10 protein-coding genes are annotated in these 13,442 nt (G+C 43.7%); 8 read left to right on the top strand and 2 right to left on the bottom strand.

The annotated features are described in order from the left end of the window. The first annotated feature begins 19 nt into the window (after nt 1–19). A complete protein-coding gene (argR, locus tag K1I97_RS06250; protein WP_223331186.1) occupies nt 20–466 on the top strand; it encodes an arginine repressor in 447 nt (148 codons plus the stop codon). 50 nt (nt 467–516) lie between these two features. Further along, complete coding sequence (gene mutS, locus K1I97_RS06245) at nt 517–3,051, top strand: DNA mismatch repair protein MutS (protein ID WP_223331185.1); 2,535 nt, start codon at nt 517–519, stop codon at nt 3,049–3,051. Between the two features lie 253 nt (nt 3,052–3,304). On the opposite strand, the gene galU is transcribed toward mutS, so the two are convergent. Next, entirely contained in the window at nt 3,305–4,204 is a 900-nt protein-coding gene (galU, locus tag K1I97_RS06240) for a UTP--glucose-1-phosphate uridylyltransferase GalU (protein ID WP_223331184.1), read from the bottom strand. A 21-nt stretch (nt 4,205–4,225) separates the two neighbouring features. Beyond that, entirely contained in the window at nt 4,226–5,242 is a 1,017-nt protein-coding gene (locus K1I97_RS06235; RefSeq protein WP_223331183.1) for an NAD(P)H-dependent glycerol-3-phosphate dehydrogenase, read from the bottom strand. Nucleotides 5,243–5,448: 206 nt separating this feature from the next. Here K1I97_RS06235 and K1I97_RS06230 point away from each other — a divergent pair, with 206 nt between their 5' ends. The 6 genes from K1I97_RS06230 to K1I97_RS06205 all read left to right on the top strand — a co-directional run bounded on the left by K1I97_RS06230 (nt 5,449) and on the right by K1I97_RS06205 (nt 13,306). Next, on the top strand, nt 5,449–7,155 hold the full coding sequence (locus tag K1I97_RS06230; RefSeq protein WP_223331182.1) for an ABC transporter ATP-binding protein: 1,707 nt from the start codon (nt 5,449–5,451) through the stop codon (nt 7,153–7,155). 1 nt (nt 7,156) lies between these two features. Next, on the top strand, nt 7,157–8,923 hold the full coding sequence (locus tag K1I97_RS06225) for an ABC transporter ATP-binding protein (protein WP_223331181.1): 1,767 nt from the start codon (nt 7,157–7,159) through the stop codon (nt 8,921–8,923). Nucleotides 8,924–9,062: 139 nt separating this feature from the next. Continuing rightward, nucleotides 9,063–9,752 carry a gamma-glutamyl-gamma-aminobutyrate hydrolase family protein gene (locus K1I97_RS06220; RefSeq protein ID WP_223331180.1) on the top strand — a complete coding sequence of 230 codons (690 nt, stop codon included), beginning with the start codon at nt 9,063–9,065 and terminating at the stop codon, nt 9,750–9,752. Nucleotides 9,753–9,920: 168 nt separating this feature from the next. Beyond that, nucleotides 9,921–11,270 carry a glucose-6-phosphate isomerase gene (locus tag K1I97_RS06215; protein WP_000018244.1) on the top strand — a complete coding sequence of 450 codons (1,350 nt, stop codon included), beginning with the start codon at nt 9,921–9,923 and terminating at the stop codon, nt 11,268–11,270. 128 nt (nt 11,271–11,398) lie between these two features. Next, complete coding sequence (gltX, locus tag K1I97_RS06210) at nt 11,399–12,859, top strand: glutamate--tRNA ligase (RefSeq protein WP_223331179.1); 1,461 nt, start codon at nt 11,399–11,401, stop codon at nt 12,857–12,859. A gap of 12 nt (nt 12,860–12,871) precedes the next feature. After that, entirely contained in the window at nt 12,872–13,306 is a 435-nt protein-coding gene (locus K1I97_RS06205; protein WP_223331178.1) for a cytidine deaminase family protein, read from the top strand. The last annotated feature ends 136 nt before the right edge of the window (nt 13,307–13,442 follow it).

Here is a 13,442-nt window from a genome sequence, read left to right as displayed (position 1 = left end):
ATTCATGTAAGAGGTTGGTATGAGAAAAAAAGAACGACATCAGTTGATTAAAAAAATGATTACAGAGGAAAAACTAGGAACCCAAAAGGAAATTCAAGATCGTTTAGAACTTTGCAATGTGTTTGTGACACAGACGACTTTGTCTCGTGATCTGCGTGAGATTGGCTTGACAAAGGTCAAGAAAAATGACATAGTGTACTATGTGCTAGCTAATGAGACAGACAAGATTGATTTGGTAGAGTTTTTGTCGCATCATTTAGAAGGAGTTGCAAGAGCAGAATTCACCTTGGTACTTCATACTAAACTTGGAGAAGCAGCGGTTCTAGCAAATATTGTTGATGAAAATAAGGATGAGTCGATTTTAGGGACGGTTGCTGGTGCCAATACCTTACTGGTTATTTGTCGAGACCAGCAAGTTGCTAAGATCATGGAAGAGCGTTTGCTAGATTTGATGAGAGATAGATAGGGTTTTGGGACTTGTTCTCAAGCCTTATTTTTGGCAAGGAGAGACGTAAAATGGCAACAGAAAAGCTATCACCTGGCATGCAACAGTATGTGGATATTAAAAAACAATATCCAGATGCTTTTTTGCTGTTTCGAATGGGTGATTTTTATGAATTGTTTTATGAAGATGCGGTCAATGCTGCGCAGATTCTGGAAATTTCCTTAACGAGTCGCAACAAGAATGCGGATAATCCAATTCCTATGGCGGGAGTTCCTTATCATTCTGCCCAACAGTATATCGATGTTTTGATTGAGCAGGGCTATAAGGTTGCCATTGCCGAGCAGATGGAAGATCCCAAACAAGCAGTTGGAGTGGTTAAGCGCGAGGTGGTTCAGGTCATCACACCTGGAACGGTCGTCGATAGCAGTAAACCGGATAGTCAGAACAACTTTCTGGTTGCTCTAGATCGTGACGGCAATCAATTTGGTCTAGCTTATATGGACCTGGTGACGGGTGATTTTTATGTGACGGGTCTATTGGACTTTACCCTCGTTTGTGGGGAAATCCGTAACCTCAAGGCTCGTGAAGTGGTGCTGGGTTATGATTTGTCTGAGGAAGAAGAACAAATCCTCAGCCGTCAGATGAATTTGGTGCTTTCTTATGAGAAGGAAGGCTTTGAGGACCTTCATTTACTGGATCCACGACTGGCAGCTGTGGAGCAAGCAGCAGCTAGTAAGCTGCTCCAGTACGTTCACCGGACTCAGATGCGGGAATTGAACCACCTCAAACCAGTTATTCGCTATGAAATCAAAGATTTCTTACAGATGGACTATGCGACCAAAGCTAGTCTGGATTTGGTTGAGAATGCCCGTTCAGGCAAGAAGCAAGGCAGTCTTTTCTGGCTTTTAGATGAAACCAAAACAGCTATGGGAATGCGTCTCTTGCGGTCTTGGATTCATCGTCCTTTGATTGACAAGGAGCGAATCGTCCAACGTCAAGAGGTGGTGCAGGTCTTTCTTGACCACTTCTTTGAGCGCAGCGATTTGACAGACAGTCTCAAGGGTGTTTATGATATCGAACGCTTGGCTAGTCGGGTTTCTTTTGGCAAGACCAATCCTAAGGATCTCTTGCAGTTGGCGACTACCTTATCCAGTGTACCACGGATTCGTGCGATTTTAGAAGGAATGGAGCAGCCTGCTCTGGGCTATCTCATCGCACAGTTGGATTCCATTCCTGAGTTGGAGAGCTTGATTAGCGCAGCGATTGCTCCTGAAGCTCCTCACGTGATTACGGAAGGTGGCATTATCCGTACGGGATTTGATGAGACCTTAGACAAGTACCGTCGTGTGCTCAGAGAAGGGACTAGCTGGATTGCTGAGATCGAGGCTAAGGAGCGGGAAAACTCTGGCATCAGCACGCTTAAGATTGACTACAATAAAAAAGATGGCTACTATTTCCATGTGACTAATTCGCAGCTGGGAAATGTGCCAGCCCACTTTTTCCGCAAGGCGACGCTGAAAAACTCAGAACGCTTTGGTACCGAGGAATTAGCCCGTATCGAAGGAGATATGTTGGAGGCGCGTGAGAAGTCAGCCAACCTAGAGTATGAAATCTTTATGCGTATCCGTGAGGAAGTCAGCAAGTACATCCAGCGTTTGCAGGCTCTAGCCCAAGGAATTGCAACCGTTGATGTCTTGCAAAGTCTAGCAGTTGTGGCTGAAACTCAGCATCTGATCCGACCTGAGTTTGGCGACGACTCACAAATCAATATCCAGAAAGGGCGTCATGCTGTCGTTGAAAAGGTCATGGGAGCCCAGACCTATATTCCAAACAGTATCCATATGGCAGAAGACACCAGTATTCAACTAATTACAGGGCCAAACATGAGTGGGAAGTCTACCTATATGCGCCAGCTAGCTATGACGGCGGTTATGGCTCAGCTGGGTTCTTATGTGCCGGCAGAAAGCGCCCATTTGCCTATCTTCGATGCTATCTTTACCCGTATCGGAGCAGCAGATGACTTGGTTTCAGGTCAGTCAACCTTTATGGTAGAAATGATGGAGGCCAACAATGCCATTTCGCATGCGACCAAGGACTCACTCATTCTCTTTGATGAATTGGGACGTGGGACTGCAACTTATGATGGGATGGCTCTTGCCCAGTCCATCATCGAATACATTCATGAACATATCGGAGCCAAAACCCTCTTTGCGACCCACTACCATGAGTTGACTAGTCTGGAGTCCAGTTTGGAACACTTGGTCAATGTCCACGTGGCAACCTTGGAGCAGGATGGACAGGTCACCTTCCTTCACAAGATTGAACCAGGGCCAGCTGACAAATCCTATGGTATCCATGTTGCTAAGATTGCTGGTTTACCAGCAAAACTGTTAGCAAGGGCGGATAAGATTTTGACGCAACTGGAGAATCAAGGAACAGAAAGTCCAGCTCCCATGAGACAAACAAGTGCTGTCACAGAACAGATGTCACTCTTTGACGCGCCTGAAGAACATCCTATTCTAGCAGAATTAGCTAAACTGGATGTTTACAACATGACACCTATGCAGGCTATGAATATCTTAGTCGAGTTCAAGCAGAAATTATAAATCGTTCTAAAACGGATTTATTTTTCAAAAATTGAACTTATATATTCGTAAAGGATTTAGTCTTGAAATTGGCAGGACTAAGTCTTTTTTACTTTGTTTCTACTTTTCAAGCCTTTTAGGAGGAAGCTTTTATAAGTTTATATGACAGAATGACTGAGTAAAAGGTAAAGAAAAGCCCCCAAACTTAGCTTTTTCCAAGTCTTGGGGGAGAAGTATTGTATGTTTCCTTGTTTATGACAATTTGATAATTGTCTTATTTTTCCTCAGCTAACTCTTTTCCGAGTTGGATGAGGTAATCTTTTAAATCGTCTTTGACTTGCGGGTGTTTGAGGGCGTAGTCGATAGATGTCTTCATAAAGCCAAACTTATCTCCGACATCGTAACGAGCTCCTTTGAACTCACGAGCAAATACACGTTGTGTTTTATTGAGGGTGTCGATTGCATCTGTCAGCTGAATTTCATTTCCTGCACCTGGAGTTTGGTTTTCGAGGATTTGAAAAATTTCAGGTGTGAGGAGGTAACGTCCGATGATAGCAAGGTCGCTAGGAGCATCCTCTGGAGCTGGTTTTTCAACGAAGGTCTCAACGCTGTAAAGACCGTTTTTTCCTTCGCCTTGCGGAGCAATCACCCCATAGGCAGATACTTCGTCGTGAGGGACAGGCATGACAGCGATAGTGGACGCGTGCGTACGCTCATAGTCATCCATGAGTTGTTTGGTAAGCGGAACAGCCTTGTCGTTGGTGATATCCATCAAGTCGTCACCAAGCATAACGACAAAAGGTTCATTTCCGACGAAAGCCTTGGCTTGCAAAACAGCGTCTCCGAGACCTCGTGGATGAGTTTGGCGGATAAAATGCAGACGCATGCCAGTTGTTTCATCAACTAGTTTCAAAAGATCTGTTTTCCCTTTTTCTTTGAGGTTGTATTCCAATTCGAAGTTTGAATCAAAATGGTCCTCGATGGAACGTTTTGATTTACCAGTGACAACCAGAATGTCCTCAATACCTGATTTAAGAGCCTCTTCCACGATAAATTGGATGGTTGGTTTGTCGACGATTGGTAACATTTCCTTGGCCAAGGCCTTAGTTGCTGGGAGGAAACGAGTTCCTAATCCAGCTGCAGGGATAATTGCTTTTCTTACTTTTTGTTTCATAATATTCCTTTCTCTAAAGGTCTAAGACCATTCGTTTTCTGCTTTAAATTCATTGTTCATGATGTCAGTGATTGCTTCTTTGATATTGACACCTTCATAGATAACTCGGTAAATAGCCTGTGTGATTGGCATGTAGACACCCAATTCCTGAGCTAGTTCGTAAGCTGCTCGAGTTGTTGAAATTCCTTCAATGACCATGCCCATGTTGGCTTCGATGTCTGCGAGGGATTCTCCACGACCGAGAGCGTCACCTGCTCTCCAGTTACGAGAGTGGACAGATGTCCCCGTCACAATCAAATCACCAACTCCAGAAAGACCGCTATAAGTCAGAGGATTAGCTTCAAGAGCGACCCCTAGACGGGTGATTTCTGCCAAGCCACGTGCGATGATGGCCGCCTTGGCATTGTCGCCAAACCCTAAGCCATGTAATGCACCTGCACCAACTGCAATGATGTTTTTGAGAGCACCAGCGGTTTCAACCCCTATAACATCCGTATTAGTATAGAGTCGGAAGTAGTGATTGCTAAAGAGATTTTGGACGTACTGGGCAGTTTCGAGGTCTTTAGAGGCTGCAGTGATCAAGGTAATATCCCGAACAATAGTTTCCTCAGCGTGGCTAGGTCCTGAAACAACAACGACTTCACTACGAAGGTCAGATGGAATTTCCTCTTCAAGAATAGTTGATAGACGTTTGTGGCTATCTGGTTCCAATCCTTTGGAGGCATGCATGATGACAACCTTGTGATCAAGCACCTTTGCTACTTGTTGGGCAACCAGTCTCGTTACTTTTGTTGGGACCACAAATAAAACAGCATCCACATCCTTGAGTGTTTCTTCCAAGTCATGATAGGCTTTGATCTTTTCGTCGAGTAGGATATCTTTGAAGTATCGTTTATTTGTATGCTGGTTATTGATTTCATCGATTTGGTCAGGGACATTTCCCCAAATGCGAACCTCGTGTCCATTGTCGTTTAGGACCTGCGAAAGGGCAGTTCCCCAAGAACCAGGACCCAAGACAGCGATGGTTTGTTTCTTCATTTTTTCCTCCTTGTAAGAGTTCTTCCTTTCATTTTACCATAAAAAGCCTTTTCATGCATCACCTGTGGATGAAAGCGTACTAATTTATAATAAGGAGACTTTTTTGACAAGATTCCTCTTTTTTGCTAGAATAACATCAATATGAACGAATGAGAAGGAGCTGACGCAGGATGTCGCTCCCTTTATCTATTTTATTAGGAGGAATTATGCTCATTAAAAAAATAAAAACCTATAAATGGCAGGCCTTGGCCTCCCTAGTGATGACAGGCTTGATGGTTGCGAGCTCGCTCTTACAGCCGCGCTATTTGCAAGAGGTGTTAGAGGCTTTGTTGGCTGGTCAACATGAGGCTATCTATAGCATTGGTGTCTGGTTGATAGGAGTAGCCCTAGTCGGTCTGGTTGCAGGTGGGGTCAATGTGACACTTGCAGCCTATATCGCTCAGGGAGTATCTTCGGATCTTAGGGAAGATGCTTTTCGTAAGATCCAAAGCTTTTCTTATGCTAATATCGAGCAGTTTAATGCCGGCAACCTTGTCGTCCGTATGACCAATGATATCAACCAAATTCAGAATGTAGTGATGATGGCTTTTCAAATCCTCTTCCGTCTCCCTCTTCTCTTTATCGGTTCCTTTATCTTGGCGGTTCACACTCTTCCATCACTTTGGTGGGTGATTGTCCTTATGGTGCTCCTAATCTTTGCACTAACTGCCATTATGATGGGAATGATGGGACCACGATTTGCCAAGTTTCAAACCCTTCTTGAACGGATCAATGCTATCGCCAAGGAAAATCTACGTGGTGTGCGCGTGGTCAAATCCTTTGTACAAGAAAAAGCACAATTTGACAAATTTACTGATGTTTCTGATGAACTTCTCGGCCAAAATCTTTATATCGGCTACGCCTTCTCAGTTATAGAACCCGTTATGATGCTAGTGGGCTATGGCGCGGTCTTCCTCTCTATCTGGTTGGTGGCTGGAATGGCTCAGTCAGATCCATCTGTAGTGGGTTTGATTGCTTCCTTTATCAATTATCTCAGCCAGATTATCTTTACTATCATCATGGTTGGTTTTTTGGGAAATTCTGTCAGCCGTGCCATGATTTCCTTGCGCCGTATTCGTGAGATTTTAGATACCGAGCCAGCGATGACCTTTAAAAATCTCCCAGATGAGGAGTTAGAAGGAAGTCTCTCTTTTGAAAATGTGACCTTTACCTATCCCAATGATGATGAGCCTATGCTTAAAAATGTGACCTTTGATATTGCACCTGGTCAGATGGTCGGTGTGGTTGGAGCGACTGGGGCAGGTAAGTCCACTCTTGCTCAGTTAATTCCACGACTGTTTGATCCACAGGAGGGTTCTATCAAGATTGGTGGCAAGGACATTCGAGACGTCAGCGAGGGAACCTTGCGTAAAACAGTCTCCATCGTCTTGCAACGGGCTATTCTCTTTAGTGGGACCATTGCAGATAATCTCCGTCAAGGAAAAGGCGATGCCAGCGTGTCCGAACTGGAACGTGCAGCACGGATTGCCCAAGCCAGTGAATTTATCGGACGCATGGAAAACAAATTTGAGAGTCAGGTTGAAGAACGTGGCACCAACTTTTCTGGTGGACAAAAGCAACGGATGTCCATTGCCCGTGGGATTGTCAGCAATCCCCGTATCCTGATTTTTGACGATTCGACTTCGGCCTTGGATGCTAAGTCAGAGAGACTCGTGCAGGAAGCTTTGAACAAAGACCTGAAAGGGACGACAACCATTATCATCGCTCAAAAGATTAGTTCAGTCGTCCATGCAGACAAGATTTTGGTCTTGGATCAAGGACGCTTGATTGGAGAAGGACGGCATGCAGACTTGGTAGCTAACAATGCCATCTACCGTGAAATTTACGAAACACAAAAGGGAAAGGAGGAATAAAATGAAAACTGTTCGATTTTTCTGGAACTATTTTAAAGTTTACAAGTTCTCCTTTGTCATTGTGATTCTGATGGTTGCAGTTGCGACGATTGCCCAAGCCCTCTTTCCAGTTTTTTCAGGTCAAGCAGTGACGGAGCTCGCTAACCTAGTGCTGGCTTATCAAAATGGAACTTCCGAACTAACCTGGCAGAGTTTATCAGCTCTGATGCTGAATCTAGCCCTGGTTGTCCTTGCCTTAGTGGTATCCAGTTTGATTTACATGACCTTGATGACCCGTGTGATTGCTGAGTCGACAAATGAGATGCGTAAGGGCCTTTTTGGCAAACTTTCTCGTTTAACGGTTTCTTTCTTTGACCGCCATCAGGATGGCGATATCCTTTCTCGCTTCACGAGTGACTTGGACAACATCCTTCAAGCCTTCAATGAAAGCCTAGTTCAGGTCATGAGCAATATTGCTCTTTACATCGGTTTAATTTTTGTCATGTTTTCAAGAAATGTGACGCTAGCCCTGATAACAGTAGCCAGCACCCCGGTGGCCTTTCTCATGTTGGTTTTCATCGTGAAAATGGCCCGCAAGTACACTAATCTCCAGCAAAAAGAGGTTGGAAAACTCAATGCCTACATGGATGAAAGCATCTCAGGTCAAAAGGTTGTCATCGTACAAGGAATTCAAGATGATATCGTAGCAGGCTTTGTGGAGCAAAATGAGCGCGTGCGTAAGGCAACCTTTAAAGGGAGAATGTTCTCAGGCATCCTCTTTCCAGTTATGAATGGGATGAGCTTGGTCAATACGGCCATCGTTATTTTTGCAGGTTCTGCGGTCTTGCTGAACGATCCAAGTATTGAAACAACGACAGCCCTAGGTTTGATTGTCATGTTTACCCAATTTTCTCAGCAGTACTACCAGCCGATTATCCAGGTAGCTGCGAGTTGGGGAAGCCTCCAGTTGGCCTTTACTGGGGCGGATCGTATCCAAGAAATGTTCGATGCAGAAGAAGAGATTCGTCCGCAAAATGCACCAGTCTTTACGGAATTACGAGAAGGCGTTGAGATTAGTCACATTGATTTCTCTTATGTGCCAGACAAGCCGATTTTAAAAGATGTTAGCATTTCAGCTCCTAAGGGGCAGATGATAGCAGTTGTCGGTCCGACTGGTTCAGGGAAAACGACCATCATGAACCTCATCAATCGTTTCTATGATGTGGATGCAGGTAGCATTTGCTTTGATGGCAAAGACATCCGTGGCTACGACTTGGATAGTCTGCGGAGCAAGGTCGGGATTGTCTTGCAGGATTCGGTCTTATTTAGTGGAACAATCCGGGACAATATCCGCTTTGGTGTGCCAGATGCCAGTCAGGAAATGGTCGAAGCAGCTGCCAAGGCAACTCATATCCATGACTATATCGAAAGCTTGCCTGATAAGTATGATACCCTTATTGATGATGAGCAAAACATCTTCTCAACTGGTCAGAAACAATTGATTTCCATCGCTCGAACCTTGATGACAGATCCCCAAGTCTTAATTTTAGATGAAGCGACTTCAAATGTGGATACCGTAACAGAAAGCAAGATTCAGCATGCTATGGAGGCAGTTGTTGCAGGACGAACCAGTTTTGTGATTGCCCATCGTCTCAAGACCATCCTCAATGCCGATCAGATTATTGTCCTCAAAGATGGAGAGGTTATTGAACGTGGGAATCATCATGAGTTGCTCAAACTCGGCGGCTTCTACTCGGAACTGTATCACAATCAATTTGTCTTCGAATAAAAAAGAAGTTGTCCTCATTGGGCAGCTTTTTCTTATCCATAAAAAATACTTATCACGGTCTTTAAAAAAACATATTAGACAGGAAAGGGTTGGAGTGATAAGATAAGACTGTCGCAAGAAAATCGAAAGGAGACACATCATGGCTAGAACGGTTGTAGGAGTTGCTGCAAATCTATGTCCTGTAGATGCAGAAGGGAAAAACATTCACTCATCTGTATCCTGTAAATTTGCAGAGAGCATTCGTCAAGTCGGTGGTCTCCCTTTAGTGATTCCTGTAGGAGATGAGTCCATTGTGCGTGATTATGTGGAAATGATTGACAAACTCATCTTGACAGGTGGGCAAAATGTCCATCCTCAGTTTTACGGGGAGAAAAAGACCATTGAGAGCGACGATTACAATCTAGTCCGTAATGAATTTGAATTGGCACTCTTGAGAGAAGCACTTCATCAGAATAAGCCCATTTTGGCAATCTGTCGTGGGGTTCAGCTGGTCAATGTTGCTTTTGGTGGCACTCTCCACCAAGAAATTGAAGGTCACTGGCAAGGCTTGCCTTTTGGAACCTCTCATTCTATTGAGACAGTAGAAGGAAGCGTGGTGGCTAAGTTGTTTGGCAAAGAAAGTCAGGTCAACTCAGTCCATCGTCAAAGTATCAAAGACCTGGCGCCTAATTTCCGTGTGACTGCTATTGATCCAAGAGATCAGACCATCGAAGCGATTGAGTCTATCGATGAGCATCGCATTATCGGTTTACAGTGGCATCCAGAATTTCTGGTCAATGAAGAAGACGGCAATTTAGAACTATTTGAGTATTTATTAAATGAATTGTAACGGTTAGAATCTCTAGCCGTTTTTATTCGTCCTTTCAGATTTTTTATATTTTAGCAAATTTACGCAAACGTTTGAATCCTGATAAAAATTGGGCAAATTCAATAAAAAAACTTGAAAAAATCGAAGGTAAGCGTTATGATAGAAAAGAAGAAATTTTGGAGGATTATCATGTCACATATTAAATTTGATTATTCAAAAGTTTTAGACAAATTTGTTGCCCCACATGAAGTGGAGTACATGCAAGCACAAGTAACTGCAGCAGACGAATTGATCCGTAAAGGAACTGGTGCTGGAAGCGACTTTTTAGGTTGGTTGGATCTTCCTGAAAACTACGACCGCGAAGAATTTGACCGCATCTTGAAAGCTGCTGAGCAAATCAAATCAGACAGCGATGTCTTGGTTGTGATCGGTATCGGTGGTTCCTACCTTGGTGCCAAAGCAGCTATTGACTTCTTGAACCACCACTTTGCTAACTTGCAAACAAAAGAAGAACGCAAAGCTCCACAAATCCTTTATGCTGGGAACTCAATCTCATCTACTTACCTTGCTGACTTGGTAGAGTACGTAGCTGACAAAGACTTCTCAGTAAACGTGATTTCTAAATCAGGTACAACAACTGAACCAGCCATTGCTTTCCGTGTCTTTAAAGAACTCTTGGTTAAGAAATACGGTCAAGAAGAAGCAAACAAACGTATCTATGCCACAACTGACCGCCAAAAAGGTGCTGTTAAGGTTGAAGCAGATGCGAATGGTTGGGAAACATTTGTTGTTCCAGATGATATCGGTGGACGTTTCTCAGTCTTGACAGCAGTTGGCTTGCTTCCAATCGCAGCATCAGGTGCAGACATCAAAGCCCTTATGGAAGGCGCTAACGCAGCTCGTAAAGACTACACTTCAGACAAGATTGCTGAAAATGAAGCTTACCAATACGCAGCTGTTCGTAACATCCTCTACCGTAAAGGCTATGCTACTGAAATCTTGGTAAACTACGAGCCATCACTTCAATACTTCTCAGAATGGTGGAAACAATTGGCTGGTGAATCAGAAGGGAAAGACCAAAAAGGGATTTACCCAACTTCAGCTAACTTCTCAACAGACTTGCACTCATTGGGTCAATTTATCCAAGAAGGAACTCGCATCATGTTTGAAACAGTTGTCCGTGTTGACAAACCACGTAAGAACGTGATCATTCCTACTTTGGAAGAAGACCTTGACGGACTTGGTTACCTTCAAGGAAAAGACGTTGACTTTGTAAACAAAAAAGCCACTGACGGTGTTCTTCTTGCCCACACTGACGGTGACGTGCCAAACATGTACGTAACTCTTCCTGAGCAAGATGCCTTCACTCTTGGCTACACTATCTACTTCTTCGAATTGGCAATTGCCCTTTCAGGTTACTTGAATGCCATCAACCCATTTGACCAACCAGGTGTTGAAGCCTACAAACGTAACATGTTTGCCCTTCTTGGAAAACCAGGATTTGAAGAATTGAGCAAAGAGCTTAATGCACGTCTATAATAGAAGAAAAGAGTGGCTTGTCCACTCTTTTTTACTCTCTTTATTCGTAGACATTGGACTCAGGCGAGACTTGTGATATAATATAGAAAGCAAAAAGGCAGACGCCTAGAGACTTTATAGGAGAAACTATGTCAAAAGATATCCGCGTACGCTACGCACCAAGTCCAACAGGACTACTACACATCGGAAATGCCCGTACAGCATTGTTTAACTACCTTTACGCACGCCATCATGGTGGAACTTTTATCATTCGTATCGAAGATACAGACCGTAAGCGCCATGTTGAGGATGGTGAACGTTCTCAGCTTGAAAATCTTCGCTGGTTGGGTATGGATTGGGATGAGAGCCCAGAAACTCATGAAAACTACCGCCAATCAGAGCGTTTGGAACTCTATCAAAAATACATCGATCAATTGCTAGCCGAAGGAAAAGCCTACAAATCATACGTTACAGAAGAAGAGTTGGCGGCTGAGCGCGAACGTCAAGAAGCAGCTGGCGAAACACCTCGTTACATCAATGAATACCTTGGTATGAGTGAAGAGGAAAAAGCTGCGTACATTGCAGAACGTGAAGCAGCTGGTATCATTCCAACCGTTCGTTTGGCTGTTAATGAGTCAGGTATCTACAAATGGCACGATATGGTCAAAGGTGATATTGAGTTTGAAGGTGGCAATATTGGTGGCGATTGGGTTATCCAAAAGAAAGACGGCTACCCAACTTACAACTTTGCCGTTGTCATCGATGACCACGATATGCAGATTTCTCATGTTATCCGTGGAGATGACCACATTGCCAACACCCCAAAACAGCTCATGGTTTATGAGGCTCTTGGTTGGGAAGCACCAGAGTTTGGTCACATGACTTTGATTATCAACTCTGAAACGGGTAAAAAATTGTCTAAACGTGACACCAATACCCTTCAGTTTATTGAAGACTACCGTAAGAAAGGCTATCTTCCAGAAGCTGTCTTTAACTTTATCGCCCTTCTTGGCTGGAACCCTGGTGGGGAAGACGAAATCTTCTCTCGTGAGGAATTGATTAAACTCTTTGATGAAAACCGCCTCAGCAAGTCACCAGCAGCTTTTGATCAAAAGAAACTAGACTGGATGAGCAACGACTACATCAAGAGAGCAGAACTTGCTACTATCTTTGAAATGGCTAAACCATACTTAGAAGAAGCAGGACGTTTGACTGACAAATCTGAAAAAATGGTAGAACTCTACAAGCCACAAATGAAGTCAGTGGACGAAATCGTTCCGTTGACAGATCTTTTCTTTGCAGATTTCCCAGAGTTGACAGACGCTGAGCGCGAGGTCATGGCAGGAGAAACCGTTCCGGTTGTTCTAGAAGCCTTCAAAGCGAAACTAGAAGCAATGACAGATGAGGAATTTGTGACAGAGAACATCTTCCCACAAATCAAAGCAGTTCAAAAAGAAACAGGTATCAAGGGTAAAAACCTCTTCATGCCGATTCGTATTGCTGTATCAGGGGAAATGCATGGTCCAGAATTGCCAGACACCATTTTCTTGCTCGGACGTGAAAAGTCAATCCAGCATATCGAAAACATGCTGAAAGAGATTTCTAAATAAAAAGGACTTCCAATGGATATCTGGGAAAAGATGTATGAAGAAGCACGAACACTATACAATCCCCATGAAGTTTCTGACTTTGTTTATGCTAACCATGTCGTTGCCGCGGTAGAAGCGGAAGATGGTCAGATATTCACAGGATTTTGTATGGAGGGCACTTGTGGCGTTTTTCATCTCTGTGCAGAACGAGCAGCTCTCTTCAATATGTATCAATTTTCAGGACAAACTAAAGTTAAGAAAGTCCTCGCCTTTCGAGATAAACCTCCCTACGGCGAAGGATCGGGTATGCCCTGTGGCGCCTGCAGAGAATTTCTCTTAGAACTAAATGCTGAAAATAAAGAAGCAGAGTTCATGATGGACTACGGAACAAAAAAAACAATCAAAGTTGCCGAGTTGATTCCGTACTGGTGGGGAGAGGAACGTGCGACTAATTGGAAAGCGGAATAGAGAGAGTCGGTTAAACTGGCTCTTTCCTATTATCATAGAAAAAATTGTATAGGAGATTGAAAAAGTCCTTGACAAAGTTGAAAAAGTAGATATAATAGAAAGAGTTGAAAAGCTCAGGTCCGTTGGTCAAGGGGTT

Source organism: Streptococcus oralis, from assembly GCF_019929345.1.
GTDB lineage: Bacteria > Bacillota > Bacilli > Lactobacillales > Streptococcaceae > Streptococcus.
The sequence above is the reverse complement of the archived record's forward strand: the minus strand, read 5'-3'. Positions and strand labels throughout refer to the sequence as shown.